Here is a 21,085-nt window from a genome sequence, read left to right on the forward strand (position 1 = left end):
TGGCCGGGAACATCGTTTTTACCCGTCAGATCCTAATCTCCGCCTCAATGACCAGTTTACCGCGCTCAACGGTGACGATAACCGGTTGGCCGGTGTTGAAGCCGAGTTCTTCCAGCCACCTGCCGCTGAGCTTAAGCTGCGGGCTGGGCGGTTTTTTACCGCCGTTGGGAGCGTACCCGACGGTGTAATGCCGTTGTGGTTCTTTTACTTCAGTTGCGCGGGGTTCTGACTTAGAATCGTGTTCAGCCATGATTAACTACCTCAGATAGTTGTTGTGGTGAGCGTCGGCAGTGAGGTGCCAACTCATTGCCGGCGCGTTAAAAAACCTGTCTTTTTATTAACCGTCCGTTCCTGCCTGTTGCGCCTGAGTGATCACGGCGTCGAGCATCTCTGATACCAGCTTCTGCCTGCTGCGGGGTAACTGGCTGATAACCTGAATCTGCTGTTCCAGCCGTGATGCCGGGCCGCGCTTGCATGGTGTACGGTCAGGCGTTCCGCCGAGTAAATCCTCAAGAGAAACCGACAATAACCGTGCCACAGCGGGCAGTACGGATATCTGTATGCGTCTTCTGCCCGCTTCCCATGACTGCACGGCCTGCTGGGAGACATTCAGCGCCTGTGCCAGTTGCACCTGAGTCAGTCCGGCTTCCTTGCGCAAGGCGGTGATCCGTTTGCCCAACGCGGTCATAACCAGAAGCAAGATGTCGGGACGATGAGTCGGGACACGGAGCATGCGCATAGCGCGCTGGACAATAATTTCGACAGGGATGGCATCCGAGACAAACTGGAGATTCAGCAGCAGGCCACGGCACTGGGCACGCAGGCGATGACGGCGTATGCAGAGAGCAAGCAGGATGCGGCGAAACAGCAGGCGCGTGATGAGATGGTGGCATCGGGCGAGCTTGACGGCCTGAGCGAAACGGAGATTGAACAGCGCGTGCTGGGTTCGGCGACGTTCAAGGCGGCGGAAAGCGAGTACGGAGTCGGCAGTCCGTTTTGGACGGCAGGGACATCGGTGAGCGGTCTGCTGGCCGGGGCTCTGGGGGGCAATGTACAGAGCGGAGCGGCAGCGGGAGCAGCACCGGTGCTGGCAAAGCTGATAAAGGAGGCGAGCGGAGATTATGAGGGTGCGCGTATAGCGCTGCATACGCTGGTGTCAGCGGTCCTTGCGAAAGCGCAGGGAGGCAATGTGACAGCGGGCGCGGCGGGAGGATCATCGCTGCAGCGAGTGCAAAAACGTTAGCGCTGGCAATTTATGGAAAAGAAGCCGGGGAATTGGCGCCGGATGAGAAAATGGTTATCCTCAATCTGGTTTCAGCACTGGGTGCGGCAGGCGGAGGACTGGCCACCGGCGACACGAGCGGGATAGTGAGCGCGGGTAATGCGGCCAGGGTTGAGGTTGAGAATAACTATCTGAGCAGTAAGCAGATAGATGCGTGGTCGGTTGCAATGAAATCCTGCCAGGCAAATGGCGGTGACTGTAGCGGTTTCATCAAGAAGTACGAGGAACTTAGCACTACTCAGCAACAACAGCTTATCAGTGACTGCGCAACCAGTCCGACAACCTGCCAGCATAAATACGGCGATGTACTGACCGACAGCCTGGCTGTGAAACAGTCAATAGATCGTGCTCTGGGTGAAAATATCCCGATCAAGATGGTTTACGATCTGACGGCGACTTTTGCACAGCAAATGCAGGTTGAAGGTGTTGTCGCGACAAACAAAGTCTCCGAGGCGCTCCAGAATGAGTATGGCCTGGATAATATTCAGGCAGATATTATTGCGGGTGCAGCGGCAGCAGCGTTCGGAGGGATTGGTAAGGCCAAGGGAAGTGCTCAACCGAAAATTGAACAAACTCTAAAACCGGAGAAATCTAGGAAACTGCTCGAAACAAGGCATTAAACCTTGTAGGTAATTTAGGGGCAGACTCTAAACCTGTTGTCAGGCGTTTAGAAGTGAGTGCTGGAAATGGAAAAATTATTGGACGTCAATCTAGCGATGGAAAAGTTGGTTGGCGTGTTGATTATGATCCTGAAAAAGGTACTCATATTAATATATGGGATTACTCTCAAGGCAAAGGCCCTGGAAAAGCAGTGAAGAAAGTTGTAATTTTTGAGGGTAATGAAAATTATTTTGAAACTATATTGAAGCAGCTAAATAGGTAGAAGAAATGACTTTGTTTGAAGAATGTCGTGAAGCACTATGTGCTGATTTTCATATAGTTGAGGGGCAAACTAAACAGGTGATTGTGGGTATTTTGAATAAATATCCACGTGTAAAAGGAAATGTTTCTTGGTCAGAAATAAAGTATTCGGATTATGAGAGTGTTGATGAGTTGTTGAACAAAAATACCATAATTAATGATGATGTTTTTGTTTTTGTAGATGATGCTAGCATTCCTATTTTCAGAACGAAACTAAGTTTGATTGCGGGAAATATTTATGATGTCACAGCGTTATCACCAAAATTATTTATTTTTAATAATGAAATTATAATTCAGCCTTTATTTCCATCAGATAATTTTCGCTTAGGAATAAACCAGTAACCTGAGGAAATACGAATCCCGACCCCTAAAAAAGCCGGGATTTTTTTGTCTGTCACTCAGCCACAATGCGTATCACCAATTGCCCGTGTTCAACGGTGATGACGACCGGTATATCGGTCCCAAATCCCGCATCTTCCAGCCAGTCACCCTTGGGGTGCTAGCTGGGGCCGGGGCTGTAATAGCGCGTCATGTCATTGCGGTCGGCGTGGCGATACACTTTCAAAAAGGACTATTCTCATCTAGCTCAGTTACTTTCCAAACATGTTTACTTTCATCATCAATTCTCCAGAAATGTCTAGAGCTAGCGGTTCCTCCAATTGAATGTCCAGACAATGCCACTATTTTTATCTCTTGATTTTTAGCGTTCTTAAATCGATAACAATCGACTAATAAATAGCTAACGCTATTTATTAATGATATTCCTCTGCCATTTTTTATTTTTAGGTCTGGCATATATTCAAAAATTGTTTTGTTTTTAAAATCAAGCTTAACTTTATTCAACTCTTCATCGCTAACAATATATCCGGCAGTGGCTGGAAAATGTTGTATAACAGTATGAAGTGTTAATGAGTAGTTTACCGGCCTCATGTCGTTTATATTAACATAGTTATTTAGCCAGCAAAGGAATAAGGCATTCTTTGCCTCATTATAATCAGGATCTGAAAGATCAGGTAGCGATTCAATAATCTCTCCTGATTTTCTTAGAGAAATAAAATCAGCACAGGAAGATACTTGGACCTGCGTGTTATCTTTTAAAGATAGCGTCAATGGGACTACATTGATTTCAAGTTCTTTAGAGGCAAATCCTGAAGAACTAAAAAAGAAGAGTATTAGTAATATATAAAAACGTTTCACAGTTTGCCCCTTTCCATACCTTACTCGATATGGTTTCTCAGCTAAATGTTGGCGGGAATAAAGGATTTTCTCGAAAACCTCAATTTATAAACATAATCTTTCGCGCTACAGGCGAAAAAAATGCGTGTGCAGGTGCTATTTCATCAGAAAGTCAGGCGTTTTTCTCGCTTTCAAACCTTCTAATAGTCACTGACCCAAGAACTCGCTCTAGTCTAGCCTTACCCCGCGTATAATTTCAATATTTCCGCACGACATCTGTTGCCGGTAGTATTTTCTCAAATTCTTCTGAATTGAAGGCCAGTTGAGCGTTACTGGAACAAACATCATGACCGCGCAATTTGCGATGACCGTACGTCAGGCAAATACGCGGCGGATCTCAACTAAGACTCGTCGTTTACCGCTTATTTACCCCTGAAAATTCATCGTCAGCGCATCGATAAACTGCCTGACTTTGGCCGCCAGGTGTTTACGGTGGGGATAGATCGCGTTGATGGTGATCTTTTTGCCGGAATAGTTAGGAAACAGTTTCACCAGCCGGTTGTGGCGTAGGTCATCTTCCGCCAGAAAAGAGGGGAGGAACGCAATGCCCATGCCTCCCACCGCCGCATCCTTGATCGCTTCTCCGCTGTCAAAACGCAGGCGGCGATTCCCCGCAATCGACACTTCAGTTCCATCCTCGCCCGTCAGTTGCCACAGACCGGTGTTGGATTGCAGTCCGTAGATCAGTCTCTGGTGCGTGCTGAGATCTGCTAGATTTTCAGGCTGGCCTTGCCGATCAAGATAAGCGGGTGAAGCGTATAGGTAGGGACGATAGTGGGTTATCGGTCGGGCCACCATCAGTGAGTCGACCGGCATCTCGCCCAATCGGATGCCGAGATCAAAACCTTCCTCAATCAGATCGACAATTCTGTCCGTGAAACTGACCTCGACTTCCAGATCTGGCCATTTTTGAACAAACTCATTCAGCAGCGGCAGAATGACTATCCGGCCGAACGCCGAGGTGACCGTCAGGCGCAGCGTGCCTTTGGGTTGGAAGTTATCCTGCCGGACCTGGCTTTCCGCTTCCTCGATGTCAGCCAGAATTTGGACACAGCGTTCGTAAAAGTATTGCCCGTCCGCGGTCATCGACACGCTGCGAGTAGAACGATGCAATAACCGCGTACCGAGGTGCGCTTCGAGCCGCGCCAGTGATTTTCCTGCCGCAGACCGCGTCAGCCCAATGGTCTTGCCTGCGGCCACAAAACTCCCCGCCTCAACAATCGCGACGAAGGTACGCAGGGTATTGAGCTCAATACCACCGCCAGGATGATCGTTATTGATGAATTTGCGGACACTCATTGTCGAACCCTTTTCCCGAATTGTTCAATTAAAGTATCAGCGTAGAAAATAATTCACCAGGAGACCCATCAAATGTTACCTGTTAACGCGCAAAATGCTTTAGAGGGATGGATTCAGGCCGCCACGCCCGTACTACTCAAAATGAAGGGCGAGAGCGATAAGGGCTGGCCAGAGGCTCGGGCAGATTATGTCGACAAACTCGACAGCCTCTTTCCTGCGCCTGAAGGCGTCTCGTTCGGCCACATTGATTTAGGCGGCGTGTCAACCATGACGGTAACGCCTGACAACGTCATTGAAGGGCGGGTTCTGTTTTACATACATGGGGGCGGTTATGTTCATGGGGGAATAAAAGCCTACCGGGGACTGGCAGGGAACTATGCCAAACGTCTCCGGGCGACCGTCTTTGTCCCGGACTATCGACAGGCGCCCGAGTCTCCTTTCCCCNCTCCTATCGATGATACTTTTCTTGCCTATCGCTCTCTGTTGGAGAGCGGCGTATCCCCGCAATCGCTGGCTATTGCCGGAGATTCCGCTGGGGGAGCTATGGTGGTGACGATCATGCGAAAAGCCAAAGAGGCCAATATCGCGCTTCCTGCCGCCGCGGTGGCAATGTCGCCCTGGGCAGACCTGACCCATAGCGGAGACTCGGCGAAAGTCAGAAATGGCATTGATCCTTTGTGCAGCACCGAGTTTCTCAACCAGCTGGCAGGCATTTTTCTTGCCGGGGAGCTACCCACCCATCCTGATGCCTCGCCGATTTTTGCGGATGTAAGGGGGCTTGCGCCTACGTTGATTCAAATAGGTGAAAACGAGGTCATGCTGAGCGGTGCCACACGACTGGCGGCTCATCTCGGCGACAGTCGCGTAAGGACGTCGCTTGAAATCTGGCCTGGCATGTTCCACGTCTGGCCGCTGTTTGCGGGACTGCTTCCCGAGGCCGATCAGGCCCTGCGGAACGCGGTTCGATTTCTGGATGATGCGCTGTCACCGGCTCCCTCCGCATGAGATACGATAACGTGGTAAGCCGTGTATAAAGTGAAGTCATTGGATTGTCAGTGACGCCTCTTTATTTATTCGGTCGAGCCGTATTCAAGGTATGCGCCCTGTAACACAGGGCGCTTCTAATCATGATTATGGTCCTGCAACTATCATTGCCACACTGATCTATTTTCGCGCTACAACTTGGCCTCGATAGTTTTTTACACCGTTATTTCTTGTCTCTTTGGGGGCGCAAAAGCGCCTTTTTTATATTGGTTTTTGGGGCGGTCTCGTTGAGCAGTGCGGATAAATTTCCTGCTGTTTGGGCGACATATTCTGTCAGCAGTTCGAAGTGGCTTCCCGGTGTAATGACGCTTTTCACCAGATTGGGCCATTCATTAGCCCATTGCGTTGGCTGTGCGGAAGCAGGGTAATCCGCAGCCTGGAGCATAAATGTCGGGGTTTTCAAGTGAGCAGGCGTCCATTGAAGGCCGAAGAGTTCGAGATACCAAGACATCGCCATCATCGCATTGTCCTCGCCCGTCCAGAATTCGCCTTTTGCAGTGAACCAAGTTTTAAGCACATCTCCCATCGCATCCTCACTCATGGCCGAAGGCGGGAAGCTGTCAATTAACACGACGGATTTGGCCGGTCGACCTCGAGCTTCTAACTGATGAGCTGTTGCATGGGCGACAAGCCCGCCTGTAGAGAAGCCGACCAGAGTAAATTCTCGCCCTTCGGAGCCTCGTTCTACCGCCGTCGCTAGCGCGGCTGCCGCGGCATAGTCGGTTGCCGGTAGGGGGGATGTATCGTATCCGGGCAAAGGTATGGTCAACAGACTGTATCGATCGCACAACGCTGAGTTTAAGCGCTGGTAGGTTAAGTTAGCGGCGGCTGGGATAAATGAGTTCAGGCAGATTAGCAGCGGCTTTTCTCTTTCGCGACCCAGCCACACCCCCTCGGGGGCATATTGGTTATGCTCCAAATGTGAGAAATGCTTACGCAGTCGCGCAGCGCCCGCCAGTACACTCAGCCCATCATTCGTCATGCCTTGTTCCACGGCTTTTCGCAGAAGTTGAAACAAACCTCCTTTGGTTTTCTGCTGTTCGAGATGGGGCTCTTCTGAAGGATCCTGCATGCTCTTGAACACCAAGCTGAGTAAGAATTGGGCCAATGCTTGTGGGGTTGAATGCTCAAAAATCGCGGTGGCGGGGAGACGAACCCCAAGCGCAAGTGATAGGCGGCTGCCCATTTCCACCGAAGTCAGAGAGTCAAATCCAAGAGAGATGAATTCCTCGTTGCTTCTTATGGACTTCGGTTCGGGATGATTCAGTACTTCTCCCGCGGATTGAATAATCACGTTAAGCAAATAAGGGAATCTTTCTTTCTCTGGCATTTCAGCGAGCTGCAGTGCGGGCGCTGGGGCGCTCTGGGATGCGGAACGACGCGGGAGCACTTCCGTGAGGAGTGAGGGTGCGTGTTGATCGCGCAGCGCTTCCAGATTCAAGCGCGCCGGTATCAGCAACGGTGCGTGTTCGACGACTTCCGTGCCGACAACGGTATCCAGGAATGCCAATCCTTGCGTGCGTGAAAGCGGATTTTGACCGGTGTCGATAATACGTTGGATATCGTCGCTGCCGAGTTGTTCGCCCATTTCCGAGCGTTCGGCCCACATTCCCCAAGCCATTGCCGTTGCCGGCAAACCGAGGTGGCGCCGGTAATGCGCGAGGGCATCCAGAAAAGCGTTGGCGGCGGCGTAGTTACCCTGTGCCTTTTGCGGAAGAATGCTGACGGCGGAAGAGTAGAGCACAAATGCTGAAAGATCGTAATTCAGCGAGAGCTGGTGTAGGTTCCATGCAGAAACAGCTTTTGATTGTAGAACGCTGTCGACTTGCTCTGCCGTCATGCTGTCCAACGATGAGGTATCTACGGTGCCTGCCGTGTGGATAATCGCCGTCAGTGGATGCGCTTCAGGTATCGCGTTCAGCAACGATTCCACCGCCTGAGGGTCGGCAACATTGCAAGCGATGAACGTAGCTTGCGCGCCAAGTTCGGCGAGTTCTTCACGTAATGCATCGGCTCCTGGGGCTTCTATCCCGCGTCGGCTCACCAGTAGTAGATGGCGAACCCCGTGGCACTCAACCAAGTGTCTGGCGGCAGTCCTGCCCAGTGCGCCTGTACCGCCAGTGATCAACACGGTGCCCTCTGGTTTGAGGTTGCGGCACAACTTTTCCTGCTGGTCGGTGTCGTTATGAGCGGAAAGATCACCGTCGCCAGCCGCTTTTACCAACCGTGGTGCGAATATTCTCCCAGCGCGCAACGCGAGTTGCAGTGTATGGGGAAGCGCATGAATCGCCGTGCTTATCAATGACCATGATGCGTTTTCAATATCATCAATATCAAGCAGGAAGAAGCGGCCAGGATATTCAAGCTGTGCCGTGCGGACTAAGCCCCAAATAGGGGATTGCGCAAGATTAGGGACACTCTCATCTTCGCGAGTCGCTACCGCGTTTTGCGTCACCACAATGAGAGGCGTATTGGTCGTACGTGCATCGTTAAGCCATGCTTGCAGGGCGCTGAGCACCAAGTGTGTCGGATTAGGGTCAATAAAGGTAACGTCATTGTCAGCTTCTGGTGCGATAAACATCGCGACACACGCCGGCTCGGGAGTGTAGGCCTCCAATGCATGATCAATATTTGCATAGACGGTAATAGGTGCTTTTTCCGCTGTTATCTCTGATAAACGTTGGTGCGACGTAGCCTGCGGAGCAATCCACAGCGGTTTGATTGAGGTAGGAGACGCAATCGGTTCAACTTCGCGCCAAAGCAGACGATAAAAAGTCGGACGCACTGCTGAGTGAGTCTGCTGTGCACTGGATGATTTCAAGACCATAGAGTCAACGACAGCTACGGCATTCCCGGTATCATCAGCGAGTCGTAATGAATATTCACGATAACCTGAAGCGCTGGACGTTGAGGGTTTACGCACCAAGTGTCCTCTCAGGCGGTGTACGTTCTTGGCATAGGTTCGTAGCCCGCTCAGGAAAAAAAGTAGACGGGGCTGATTGTTATCCGTTTCTACGTTCAGCTTTTCGATTAATGCCGCCTGCATACCCGCGTCTAATATGGTGGGATGCAGGATGAAATCCTCTCCCTGTTCGCCTTGGATCGGGGGAAGCGTCGCTTCGACATACAAATTGTCGTTATATTCCCAGACGTGGGTCAGCTGTTGGAAAGATTCACCGAGCACGACGCCTTTTTCGGCAAGTTGTTCATATAGCGGACTAAAATCAACCGGTTCGGCATTTGAGGGTGGCCAGTTCGGGGAATGTAAGTCCGGCCATTCAGGCGTTGACGTGTTATCCGGCACGAGATGGCATGTCGCATAGCGTTGCCACACTGGCGCCAACTCAGCGGGCTGTGTGGGGTCGGGAATAGAGAAATAGGCTTCGGCCTGGCGTCCACCACTTGCATCCAGTTCGCCGATTCGCAATTGGATGTGAGCGGGGGCTTGTTTATCCAACGGTAAAATGGTGTGCAGAGAAAGTTCGTCCATGCGCTGGCAACCGATCAGTTCCCCGATGAATAACATGAGTTCAGCCGTCACGGTGCCGGCAACGGCGGCGACATCGCCAACGACATGTTCCAGCAACCACGGTTGCTTCGCCGCATCCAGTTGTCCGGTGAAAATCCAGCCTTGTTGATTGGCGAGACTGATACCTGCGTGTAGGAACGGATGGTTAACGGTGAAGAGTCCACCGTCGAATGTCGGCCGTCTTTCTGGGGCTTGTAACCAATAGCGGCGCTGCTGGAATGGATAAGTGGGCAGCGCAGCGGGCGGCGCAGGGGGAAGCAATTTCGTCCAGTCCAACGGTTGTCCCTGCGCGTACAGTTGCGCTAATGCGGCGAAAAAGGGACGCGATTCATCCCGTTCCTTCCTTAAGGAGGCAACCCATATTATGCCGGGCAAGTCATGGGCGTCTGTGGCGGTAGAGGCTCGCCCCAATGCCGTGAGCACTCCGTCAGGGCCGACTTCCAGCGAGACGACGGTGTTATGCATTTGTAGCCATTGGATGGCGGCGTCGAAACGTACCGCACTGCGGGCTTGATTTGCCCAATATTCAGCGGAGCAGGCTTGTTCATTGGAAAGCAGCGTGCCGGTCACCGTGGAGACGATTGGAATAGCGGGAGTATGAAACGCCAGTGTTGAGAGTGTGCGCTGTAACTCGCTAGTTATGCTATCGATGTGGGGCGAATGAAACGCGTGGCTGGTTTTTAATCGGTGAGTCCGGCAACCGCGATCGCGCCACTGTTCAGCGATGCTCAGTACAATATTTGTATCGCCGGATATGACGACGGAGGATTGCGTATTTACCGCAGCAACGGCGACGCTGTCTTCATATCCCTCCAGTGAGGTTAAGATTTCCGCTTCACTGACCTCAATCGCCACCATTGCGCCGTCGGCAGCAATGGATTGCATCAGTTTTCCCCGGGTGGCAACAAAGGTTGCGGCATCAGACAGATTGAAGACACCGGCGATATGGGCGGCGGCGATCTCGCCGATGGAGTGACCGACCATCACATCGGGAAGCACGCCGAGATGCATGACCGTCCGGCATAAGGCGACCTCGAAAGCGAAAAGAGCCGCTTGGGTAAAATCGGTTCTGTTCAGCAGCGCGGCGTCTGTGGTGTCCTTTTCTGCAAACATGACGGTTTTCAGTGGTTGCGGTAGCAGGGGATCGATGTGCTGACAGACTTCGTCGAGCGTTTGGGCGAATACGGGCGACAGACGGTACAATCCTTGCCCCATCGTTGGCCATTGGGCGCCTTGTCCGGTAAAAAGAAACGCGGCGTTGCCCGACCGGGAGCGGACACCTTGAATGACGCCAGGAGCGTAACGGTTATCGGCAAGTCCCTCGAGAGCGTCGAGTATGCCGTCGCGGTTGTCTGCAGTGACCACGGCGCGGTAATCAAAATGAGTGCGGTGGGTGGCTAACGAGTAAGCTACCGCACTGAGGTCAGAGACGTTTTCCCGACTAATCCACGATTTTAATTGCCTGGCCTGTGCGCATAGTCCACTGGGTGACGCCGCTGACAACGGTAGTGATATGCCAGGAACCGGGAACGTATTTTCGGTCGCTGCGTTTTTTTCCGAAGAAGAGATAAGAGGCGCTTCTTCCAAAATGAGATGCGCATTGGTACCGGAAAAGCCAAATGCCGAAACGGCTGCACGTTTTGGACGTCCGCTATCAGGCCAATTTATCGCAGCATCAAGCAATTTTATGTTGCCGCGTGACCAGTCGATTTTGGAGGACGGTGTCTCAGCATGTAACGTTTTGGGGAGTTGCTCATGTTGAAGAGCCATGACCATTTTTATGACACTGGCGACGCCAGCGGCGAGTTGCACGTGACCAATATTGGATTTTAACGATCCCAGCCACAGCGGTTTATCCTCGGTCCGATGTTTACCGTAAGTATTAAGCAGCGCATGGGCTTCAATGGGATCGCCGAGCGAAGTGCCTGTGCCGTGAGCTTCGACGACATCGATATCGGAAAAAGTCAGCTCTGCGTTATTCAGCGCTTGGCGAATGACCTGTTCCTGCGCGGAGCTGCTAGGGGCGGTCAGCCCGTTGCTAGCGCCATCTTGGTTGATCGCGCTCCCGCGGATCACGGCCAGAACGGTATGATTTGATTTTACCGCATCAGACAGCCTTTCCAGCAAAATGAGGCCTGCCCCTTCGGAAAAGCCAGTTCCATCCGCTGCGTCGGAGAAGGCTTTGCACCTTCCATCTGCGGCGAGTCCGCCCTGACGCGTAAATTCGGCGAAAACATCTGGGGAAGCCATAATCGTCGCACCGCCGGCGATGGCAAGTGAACACTCTCTGTTTCTTAGGGAACTGATGGCTTGATGAATGGCCGTAAGAGAGGAGGAACAGGCTGTATCCACTGTGACTGCAGGACCGTTTAATCCTAGGACGTATGCAATACGTCCTGAACTAATGCTGCTTAGGCTGCCTTGTAAGCGATAGCCGTCGGCGGCGGGGTTACGCCGTTCAATATCACTGATATAGCCATTGTGAGTTGTGCCGATAAAGACGCCCGTTTGGCTGTTCTTTAGTGTCGCGGGAACAATACTTGCGCGCTCCAGAATTTCCCAACTGATTTCGAGTAATATTCGCTGCTGGGGATCCATCGCCAGAGCTTCACGATCAGATATTTTAAAGAAACTTGCGTCAAACCCGGCTGCGTCAGCCAGAAATCCTCCCTGCCAGGTTTTCGCGATCGCCATAAGGTCTGGCGTCTGTGCAAACATCGCCCCAATGTCCCAGTTCCGATCGACGGGGAAGGGGCCTATGGTTTCTTTTCCATCAGATAATTGTTGCCACAGCTGTTCAGGAGAGTGGATGCCGCCAGGAAGACGGCAGCCCATAGAAATGATGGCAATGGGTTCATGCGCAATCTGGGTTAGATACTGATTCTGCTGCTTCAACTGTTTGTTAAGCAACAGACTTTGACGTAATGCATCCACAAGACGCGGTTCTGTAGTGTCTTCGCCGGTTCCTGCCGGGGCGGTATTCTTCGTAATGCTGTTGTCAGCTCTGTGCATCATGACATTTCTTCCTTGGTTGCTATGGCGTTACACCATTCAGACTTAGAACCCGACTAGGGGGACTGAAGACGTTTCCGTATTTTGTTCATCAGTGCTGCGGCATTATCAGCCATCCAGCAGCGCGCAGAGTAGAATAGGGCGTGGCAGAAAGAAGCTTACGAGAATGTCATTGGCTTTCTTTCGCGCTTGCATTGCGCGGTAACGGATTAGGCTGTTTATTGGTCAACCTTGTGTTGATACGATCATGTGTTTCTTGGCTTGGTTTTTGAGTTGTTCATATTGATTTGTTAACTTACGCCTGCTGATTTTTCCCATCGTCGCTAGCGCGATGTCATGAACGAAAATATATTCTGAGGGCCGTTTATAGTGGGCAATATGATGAGATAAAAATTCTGATAAATTTTCTGTGCTAGGGAAGTTATCTGATGCTGTTTGAACCAATGCAATAATACGTTCACCTGAAAAAGTATCGGGAATACTAAAGGCGATGGCTGCGGCAATATCTTGATGTTGAATAAGCACTTGCTCAATCTCTATCGGATAAACAGGGTAGCCTTCAACTTTTATTTGCTCTTTTTTTCTGCCAATAAAAATCAAATGACCATCAGATGCTTGTTGAACAATATCGCCTGTTGCCATCCATCGGTCGGACGGGAATAGGTCGACATCATGCCCATTCCAAATGCCTAATACTTTTGCCGGGGTGAGAATAAAGAGTTCCCCTTTCTCTGATGAGGTGCTTTCGATTCTGAATTTAACGGAGGGAAGGGCTAAGCCAATAGATGGCTCGTTGAGTGCGCAAAGATCGTGATGATACATCACTGGCCCACCGAGTTCCGTTTGGCCATACGAGCTTTGTAATCGAGAATTAAAGCATGCAAGAAAGTGTTGGCTGAGTTCGGTCCCACATACGTCGCCACCGACAACGCAAACGGTGTCACTGAGGTTAAGTGGAGAATGTTGTTTTTCCGCTGTATTGATAACCACCTGATAATTCGAAGGTGTTCCCGCTATCCATGCGATATTTTTCTTTTTTAATAGCTCGACCAACTCATTGATGTTGGATTCCGGAAGCAATAATACCGTATAGCCTTTTTGAATCGCCGCTAGCGTAATCAGTATGCTCCATGGGCTAATTAAGTTGACCAGGCTAATAATCACGCTTCTTTGGTTGTCTGAGTTTTTAATCGTGGGATTGATTGTCGCCTGGGTTAAATTAAGTGCGTTGACTAATGTTTGTTGTGAATAAACTATCCCTTTGGGCTGCCCTGTCGTACCAGATGTATAAAATATGGATGCAATTTCGTCAGGAAGTCGGTCGTCAGTATCACGGGGTTCTGCGCTTGAAATGACGTTATCCCAAGAGCGAGTGTGATGATTTTCATCGTTATGATTGAGGTTAATAATCCATTTCTTTTCAATGGTCGGGCATAAATCAATCTCTTTACCCATTTCATAAAATCGAGCTGCATCGCCAATATAGAGTCGGGAAGCACTATGTTGTATTAATTTTTTTGCTTCACTAGCCGATAGTTTTAAATTAAGAGGAACGAAAACAGCGCCAATTTTTAAGCAAGCGTAATAGATGGCGAGTAGCTCAACCGTGTTATCCATATGGATAGAAACACGATCACCTTTTTCTATTCCTTCTCGCTGTAAACCTGCTGCTAATTTTTCACTTAAAGCCAACAATTCGCTCAAGGTTATGTTTTGGTTATGTAGTATCACCGCGATACCGGTGGGGTGCAAAGTGGCAATTTTCTTAAAGTATGAAAAGACGGCCATAATACATGTCCTATGGTTATCCTAAAACGATGAGGAAAACAGTTTTTAAATTGGTGATGCCAAGAGCGTTTGTTACTTTATAAACGAGGATATTTTAATGATAAAAAGGAAAATAATCATATTGATTATTACTTTTCTCTATGATTGTTTTTATCTTGTGATGAAGGAGCAGTCCCATCTATTAAACGATGATTTAATGCTTAATGATACGTGATGTTATTTATTTTTATGCTTGATCTATCTGATGGTATTTCGAGTTTATTTCGATGGTTCTATTGTTCAAGTATGCTTTGCTGAGTTTAAATGAAAAGTGAGATAGGCGGGCGGTGTAATATTTACGATTAAAGCGAAAGTCAAATAACCATGATTTTTATCGGTGATCTCTCCTTATGGGATGACAACTGTAAATAAAGTGTATAGGTATATTGATAATGTCTATAGACATACTAAAAGTTATCTTTGCTAATAAAACTAAACTTTGAAGTGTGAGTGATTCCAATTTTTTACGAATGCGAGAAGAATAAATAAAAATGTAAGTACCCAGTAAACCTAACCATTCACTTTTAGCAATTTTTCAGCGTACCGATGCTGTAGATGGATCTATATCTAAAACGTGATTCGAAAACACTGAATACTTTTCAAATCCCCCAAAACATAAGATTAATAGCATTCTTGATCTCATCCGCGTAGTCGCTGAGATCCGCAATCACTTCACCAATGACCTCAACGGGAACGCTCGATAGCTCTGTGGTCATCAGCCGATAGTTTTCACCGTTGATGTGGATCAGAGGGAACAGCATTTTATTCACTTTCTCAGACAGGTGATGGGCTTCAATACACGGAATGACCATCCGTCGTTTTAGTGTGTCGACAATATCACTCTGCACATCAACTAACATTTTGTAGTGACTGGTTCTTTTGTATTCATAAACAATGAATTGCATGATTACCAGTTCCTGTTTTCATCCGCAAAGGAGCCGTTCTGCGCGATAAATCGGGCGACTTCTTCCATCCCTTCACGGTTTTCCTTCTTCCACTCCTCAGCCTTGATGCGGCGGGCTTCTTTGCCAATGGCATCATTTACCAGCCCAGAAATATTGACTCCGGCGGCACTCAGAACCTGATAATTGTCTTTGTCTACGGTAACGCTGATGCGGTGTTTCATGATGGTACTCCTCTTTTATACATACTTTGAGTGTATACTCTGCATGCTTGTTCAGCAATTAGCCAAGATTCAATCCATCTCCTTCAACGCCTCAACCGTATAAACCCGAAACACATTCCGGTGCTTCGCTTCCAGCGGAATGTGCTGATGATTCACGATGACGTTTTTCGCGGGCTTCCGCCAGCGTAGTTTGAGGATAGGGGCCAAAGGCCAGACGGCTGTCTTTACCGCCGAGGCGATAGCGGAAATACCATAACTTAGCGCCGCTGGTGGATACCGTTAGGTACAGGCCTTGCGAGTCGGTAAGTTTGTAGGATTTTGCGAGAGATTTGGCTGCACGGATTTTGCTGTCATTCAAGGCCACGTGGGGATCTCCTTCGTTCATCGAACTGAATGACCCGCAATCTGACCCCAAATTTTCCGGAGACGAAGGGATAAAGCAAAACGTATCAGAAAGAAATTTAACCCAACTTATTGAATTTTAAAAATATAGTCACTGATAAGTAGACATAAAAAAGGAAAGGTAGTGCTCGGACTACGCCGCAGGCGTTGAACAGCGCGTCGACGCGCTGGCCCCGAAGGGGTGAGCCGCTTGCGGCGAATAATCGAACGTAGTTCGATGGAGAGTCCATACTCCAGTTAGCAAAAAACAGCCATCAGGCTGGTTTCTTTAATAAGTGGTGCCCGGACTCGGACTACGCCGGAGGCGTTGAACAGCGCGTTGACGCGCTGGCCCCGGAGGGGTGAGCCGCTTGCGGCGAATAATCGAACGGAGTTCGATGTAGAGTCCATACTCCAGATAGCAAAAAACCAGCCATCAGGCTGGTTTCTTTAATAAGTGGTGCCCGGACTCGGACTACGCCGTAGGCGTTGAACAGCGCGGTGACGCGCTGGCCCCGAAGGGGTGAGCCGCTTGCGGCGAATAATCGAACGGAGTTCGATGGAGAGTCCATACTCCAGATAGCAAAAAACCAGCCATCAGGCTGGTTTCTTTAATAAGTGGTGCCCGGACTCGGAATCGAACCAAGGACACGGGGATTTTCAATCCCCTGCTCTACCGACTGAGCTATCCGGGCAACGGGGCGCATTAAACCGTATATCACCGGAGCCGTCAACGGGTTTCTGCCTTACGCCGCCTGCTTGCTCTATTTTCAAACAATGTCGTGATCTCCCATGTAGAAGCGCTGCTAGCCAGATAGGGGGAGGGCGATTTTCGATTTTTCCGGTTTATGCGCCTGGGGCTTTCTTGAATTGGATAAAAAATAGTGCGATTATTGCGCAGTTTTTGAATTTCCTTTCATCTGCGATTATCGAGGGTCGTTGATATGTCGGACTCAATGCTTCTGGTGCAGACGCTGCGCGCCACGACTTTGATGACGTCCCGGGACTCCGGTCACACTGCTGTAGCATTCTCTTTCCCCAGTTTATCTCCCTTCACCATGCGGTGAAGCGTGTCGACGTTCACTGTTAGACATGATTAAAAATAGAGTTATCGCTCTGATTTTACTGATGTCTATCGGATTGAACGGGTCCATATCCCCTTTGTTCCGGCAGTTTTCCTCATGAGTCATACACTTGATGGTATTGGCTGGCGGAACACGACCGGTAACGGTTGGGCGCGTCATCCCTGCGTTGTGTCTTTCTGGCACATTTACTCATCTTTAGAGCGTTTGGATTTGTTACATGAAACAGTTAAAAATTGCGGCTAATTCAGCGGTTGCCGTCCGTTTAATCACCGAACGACCGGTAGTGGCCCTGAGTCAGACCGACTTTACGGATATCGCTGCGGTAGTGGTATCCGCGGAGGAAGCTCACAGCGGTATTTTGTCAGTGTTACATCACACGGGATTTTCTATCCCGGCCTTTGTGCTGCGCATGCCGGAAGAGGGCAGCATCGAAATGTTGCCTCCAGGCAGTGAGTGGCTGAACTTGGACGAGGCGGGCGAGCATGCCGTTCTGCTGGAGGAAGCGGCCCGTGCGTATGAAGATGCGCTGTTGCCGCCGTTTTTCGACACGTTGACCCGATATGTCGAAATGGGCACGACGACCTTTGCTTGCCCGGGGCATCAGGGGGGGCAATTCTTCCGTAAGCATCCCGCCGGGCGTCAGTTTTATGAGTTTTATGGCGAGACCCTCTTTCGATCGGATATCTGCAATTCGGATGTGAAGCTGGGCGACCTGCTGATCCACGAAGGCGCCGCGAAAAAGGCCCAGAAATTCGCAGCCAAAGTCTTTCATGCGGACAAAACTTACTTTGTGCTGAACGGCACCTCCGCGGCGAACAAAGTCGTCACCAATGCACTGCTGACGCGGGGCGATCTGGTACTGTTCGACCGTAACAATCACAAGTCCATTCATCACGGGGCGCTCATTCAGGCGGGCGCGACGCCGGTGTATCTCGAAACGGCGCGAAACCCGTTTGGCCTGATTGGCGGCATAGACGCACACTGCTTTGACGAGGCTTACCTGCGTGAGCAGGTCAGGGCGGTTGCCCCTGAGCGCGCCGAGGTAGCAAGGCCATTCCGTCTGGCGGTAATCCAGCTTGGCACCTATGACGGCACCATCTATAACGCGCGTCAGGTGGTCGACAGCATCGGTCATCTATGTGACTACATTTTGTTTGATTCCGCCTGGGTCGGTTACGAACAGTTTATTCCGATGATGGAGCCATGCTCGCCGCTTTTGCTCGAACTCGATGGAAACGATCCGGGGATATTTGTGACGCAGTCGGTGCATAAACAGCAGGCCGGGTTCTCCCTATCGTCACAGATCCACAAGAAAGACACCCACATCAAGGGGCAGAAGCGTTTCTGCAACCATAAGCGGCTCAACAATGCCTTTATGCTGCATGCCTCGACGAGTCCGTTCTATCCACTCTTCGCTGGGCTGGAAGTCAACGCCAAGATGCATGAAGGCACGAGCGGTCGCCGCCTGTGGCAGGAGTGCGTGAAGCTGGGCATTGAAACCCGCAAACAGCTGCTTGAACAATGTTCCATGATCGCGCCTTTTGTCCCGACGTCGGNGAGCGGCATTCCCTGGCACGATCACGACACAGAGGCGATGGCGCAGGACGTCCGCTTCTTCCTCTTTGAACCGGGAGAGCGCTGGCATGCCTTTGAGGGATACGCGCACGATCAGTATTTTGTCGACCCTTGTAAGCTGCTGCTGACGACACCGGGTATTGATGCGGCATCCGGTGAGTACACGCCGTTCGGCATACCGGCCACCATTCTGGCCAACTATCTGCGCGAAAACGGCATCATCCCGGAAAAATGCGATCTGAATACGATACTGTTCCTGCTGACCCCGGCGGAAGATAGCCGCAAGATGCAGCATCTCGTGCAGGCGCTGGTGCGCTTCGAGCAGTTGATTGAGCAAGACGCTCCGTTGAGCGACGTTCTGCCAAGCTTGTACCAGAAGTATCGTCAGCGCTATGAAGGCTATACGTTGCGTCAGCTGTGTCAGGAAATGCATGATTTCTATGCGCGTCATGACGTTAAGAGTCTTCAGAAAGCGATGTTCCGCCAGGCGGAGTTCCCTGCGGCGGTCATGTTGCCGCAAGACGCGAACAGCTGTTTTATCCGGGGAGATATCGAACTGATTGCGCTGGACGAGGCCGAAGGGCGTATTGCGGCTGAGGGGGCATTGCCTTATCCGCCGGGCGTGCTGTGCGTGGTGCCGGGAGAAGTGTGGGGCGGAGCGGTACTACATTACTTCCTGGCGCTGGAGGCCGGTTTTAATCTGATGCCGGGCTTTGAGCTGGAGCTGCAGGGTGTATACCTCGTTGTGGAAGAGGATGGGCGTAAACGGCTATACGCCCATGTGGTGTCGAACTAGGAATCGGATATACCGGGGCGAAAGCCCCGGTGATAGGAGTCAAAAAGCGTTACTGCTGATCCGATGCTTCCTGCTGCTCGTGCTTCTGTTTAACCAGATTCGCATCCTGCTTTTGGCGACGCAGGCTATACCAGCCCATCGTCAGCATAATGGCAAGCAGCGGCAGCGTGGAGATGGTGTAGGTGCCGTTAGGGTAATCGAACGCCATCAGTACCAGTACAGACAGCAGGAAACCCAGTGTTAGCCAGGAGGTCACCGGCGCGCCGGGCATCTTGAAACTGATCGGTTTGGCTTTCCCGGCTTTAATCGCCTGACGCAGCTTCATCTGACAGACAATGATAAAGCCCCAAGAGCTGATGATGCCGAGCGAAGCGATGTTCAATACAATCTCAAACACCTGCGACGGAACGATGTAGTTCAGGAACACGCCGATGGCATGAATGCACACGGTGACCAAAATACCGGCGTAAGGCACGGACTGCGCGCTCATTTTGGACATGAACTTCGGCGCGGAGCCGCCGAGCGACAGCGAACGAAGAATACGTCCGGTGGAATAAAGCCCAGAGTTGAGGCTGGACAGCGCCGCCGACAACACCACGATATTCATGATCGTACCGATGTAAGGGACGCCCAACTTGCTGAAGAACGTCACAAACGGGCTCTGCCCCGCCTGATAGGCGTTCCACGGCAGCAGGCACACCAGCAGAATCACCGAACCGACATAGAACAGACCTACGCGCCAGATCACGCTGTTGATAGCCTTCGGCAGCATTTTCTCAGGATCTTTACACTCACCAGCGGCGGTGCCGATCAGCTCCACGCCCGCAAAGGCGAATATCACGCCCTGTATCAATACCAGCGCCGGCAGCATTCCGTGTGGGAATAGCCCGCCGTTATCCGTAATGAGATGGAGGCCGGTGCGATTACCGTCGAGTTCAAGTCCGGTGCCGAGATAAATGGTCCCCACGATCAGGAACAGCGAAATCGCGATGACTTTGACGAGCGCGAACCAGAACTCCGCTTCGGCAAACCATTTCACCCCGATCATGTTCATGGTGGTGATAAGCGCCAGCGCGCTCAGGGCGAAGACCCACTGCGGGACGTCGGCAAATGTACCCCAATAATGCATGTAGAGCGCGACGGCGGTAATGTCGACGATACCGGTCATCGCCCAGTTGAGGAAATACATCCAACCCGCGACGTACGAGGCTTTCTCTCCGAGAAACTCTCGGGCATAGGAGACGAAGCTGCCGCTGGTGGGGCGGTGCAGCACCAACTCGCCCAGCGCACGCAGAATGAAAAAGGAGAAAATACCGCAAGCGAGATATACGAGAGCCAAAGAGGGGCCGGCCATCTGTAAACGCGCGCCCGCACCCAAAAACAGGCCGGTACCGATGGAGCCGCCGATGGCGATCATCTGTACCTGTCTGTTACCCATGGTTTTGTGGTATCCCACTTCATGTGAATCGAGCCAGCGTCGCTTGGCCGCATGGCGTTCAGAGTCTTTGCTTTTATGCTGATTCATTACCCGTCCAGATCCCTTGTCTTATCATTCATAAGAAAGAAATGACATATTATTTAATAAGTTAACCGTTAAAGTTCGGCCTTTGCATATGCTGCCAGTCCCTAGCGGTATGCAGGGGCAGGAATTGAAAAACGTTTGCGATGCTACCTTTTCTTGGCATCCTAGGCAAAAATTGTCTGCGTGAGTAATACATAAAATAGAGATAATAATCACGCATGATTATAAAAATATAGCGATATATAGAACGTTTTTCGGTTTTTCGTAGTGATTATTGCTATTCAATGGCTTGGGCATAGCATTTGCTTATTAAGCCAGGGTGCCAATGGTACTGGCGGCAAATTCGTCAGGAAATAGAGNCATCTGTCGCATCCCCACCGCAACGAAAGCGGCATACCGTGGCCCGTCCCTTCAAAACCGTATATTAAAGCCAAGCTGCCGCAGACGAAC

At 50.7% G+C, this 21,085-nt stretch carries 13 protein-coding genes, 1 tRNA gene and 3 pseudogenes; 4 read left to right on the plus strand and 13 right to left on the minus strand.

The genetic code is table 11. The features are described 5' to 3' along the window. Positions 1–25: 25 nt before the first annotated feature. Together SB13_RS01755 and SB13_RS01760 are read right to left on the minus strand one after the other, a co-directional pair. Positions 26–250 (minus strand): SymE family type I addiction module toxin, encoded by a 225-nt coding sequence (locus SB13_RS01755; protein WP_026738702.1) that lies wholly within the window; start codon positions 248–250, stop codon positions 26–28. 87 nt (positions 251–337) lie between these two features. After that, on the minus strand, positions 338–688 hold the full coding sequence (locus tag SB13_RS01760; protein ID WP_036150013.1) for a helix-turn-helix domain-containing protein: 351 nt from the start codon (positions 686–688) through the stop codon (positions 338–340). Between the two features lie 258 nt (positions 689–946). Between SB13_RS01760 and SB13_RS18210 the strand changes: the two are divergent. Beyond that, positions 947–2,165: pseudogene (locus SB13_RS18210) on the plus strand (VENN motif pre-toxin domain-containing protein); the annotation flags it as partial. Positions 2,166–2,170: 5 nt separating this feature from the next. Continuing rightward, entirely contained in the window at positions 2,171–2,545 is a 375-nt protein-coding gene (locus SB13_RS01775; RefSeq protein ID WP_036151345.1) for a CDI toxin immunity protein, read from the plus strand. A gap of 52 nt (positions 2,546–2,597) precedes the next feature. Here SB13_RS01775 and SB13_RS17960 read toward each other — a convergent pair whose 3' ends face one another. The 3 genes from SB13_RS17960 to SB13_RS01780 all read right to left on the minus strand — a co-directional run bounded on the left by SB13_RS17960 (position 2,598) and on the right by SB13_RS01780 (position 4,738). Next, complete coding sequence (locus SB13_RS17960; protein ID WP_327062247.1) at positions 2,598–2,684, minus strand: SymE family type I addiction module toxin; 87 nt, start codon at positions 2,682–2,684, stop codon at positions 2,598–2,600. An 80-nt stretch (positions 2,685–2,764) separates the two neighbouring features. Next, complete coding sequence (locus SB13_RS17670; protein WP_072000187.1) at positions 2,765–3,400, minus strand: hypothetical protein; 636 nt, start codon at positions 3,398–3,400, stop codon at positions 2,765–2,767. A gap of 405 nt (positions 3,401–3,805) precedes the next feature. Continuing rightward, entirely contained in the window at positions 3,806–4,738 is a 933-nt protein-coding gene (locus SB13_RS01780; protein ID WP_026738705.1) for a LysR family transcriptional regulator, read from the minus strand. Between the two features lie 72 nt (positions 4,739–4,810). Between SB13_RS01780 and SB13_RS01785 the strand changes: the two genes are divergently transcribed. Beyond that, positions 4,811–5,743, plus strand: coding sequence for an alpha/beta hydrolase (locus SB13_RS01785; protein WP_026738706.1), 933 nt, complete (start codon positions 4,811–4,813; stop codon positions 5,741–5,743). Positions 5,744–5,945: 202 nt separating this feature from the next. Here the strand turns inward: SB13_RS01785 and SB13_RS01790 are convergent, their stop codons facing one another. The 7 genes and pseudogenes from SB13_RS01790 to SB13_RS01815 all read right to left on the minus strand — a co-directional run bounded on the left by SB13_RS01790 (position 5,946) and on the right by SB13_RS01815 (position 16,352). Beyond that, positions 5,946–12,326, minus strand: coding sequence for a type I polyketide synthase (locus tag SB13_RS01790; RefSeq protein ID WP_051616288.1), 6,381 nt, complete (start codon positions 12,324–12,326; stop codon positions 5,946–5,948). Between the two features lie 222 nt (positions 12,327–12,548). Further along, entirely contained in the window at positions 12,549–14,111 is a 1,563-nt protein-coding gene (locus SB13_RS01795; RefSeq protein WP_026738707.1) for a class I adenylate-forming enzyme family protein, read from the minus strand. Between the two features lie 638 nt (positions 14,112–14,749). After that, complete coding sequence (gene ccdB / locus SB13_RS01800) at positions 14,750–15,055, minus strand: type II toxin-antitoxin system toxin CcdB (RefSeq protein ID WP_026738708.1); 306 nt, start codon at positions 15,053–15,055, stop codon at positions 14,750–14,752. 2 nt (positions 15,056–15,057) lie between these two features. Continuing rightward, on the minus strand, positions 15,058–15,276 hold the full coding sequence (gene ccdA / locus SB13_RS01805; RefSeq protein WP_026738709.1) for a type II toxin-antitoxin system antitoxin CcdA: 219 nt from the start codon (positions 15,274–15,276) through the stop codon (positions 15,058–15,060). A gap of 69 nt (positions 15,277–15,345) precedes the next feature. Then, positions 15,346–15,444, minus strand: a pseudogene (locus SB13_RS17965) (MobC family replication-relaxation protein); the annotation flags it as partial. Then, positions 15,437–15,661, minus strand: a pseudogene (locus SB13_RS01810) (Arm DNA-binding domain-containing protein); the annotation flags it as partial. The pseudogenes SB13_RS17965 and SB13_RS01810, both read right to left, overlap by 8 nt. A 615-nt stretch (positions 15,662–16,276) precedes the next feature. Further along, positions 16,277–16,352: transfer RNA gene (locus SB13_RS01815), tRNA-Phe, on the minus strand. A 607-nt stretch (positions 16,353–16,959) separates the two neighbouring features. Here SB13_RS01815 and SB13_RS01820 point away from each other — a divergent pair. Further along, positions 16,960–19,113 carry an ornithine decarboxylase gene (locus SB13_RS01820; RefSeq protein ID WP_026738710.1) on the plus strand — a complete coding sequence of 718 codons (2,154 nt, stop codon included), beginning with the start codon at positions 16,960–16,962 and terminating at the stop codon, positions 19,111–19,113. A 49-nt stretch (positions 19,114–19,162) separates the two neighbouring features. Here SB13_RS01820 and ansP read toward each other — a convergent pair whose 3' ends face one another. After that, positions 19,163–20,638 carry an L-asparagine permease gene (gene ansP / locus SB13_RS01825; protein WP_026738711.1) on the minus strand — a complete coding sequence of 492 codons (1,476 nt, stop codon included), beginning with the start codon at positions 20,636–20,638 and terminating at the stop codon, positions 19,163–19,165. Positions 20,639–21,085: the final 447 nt, after the last annotated feature.

This window comes from Lonsdalea quercina subsp. quercina, assembly GCF_000688695.1.
GTDB lineage: Bacteria > Pseudomonadota > Gammaproteobacteria > Enterobacterales > Enterobacteriaceae > Lonsdalea > Lonsdalea quercina_D.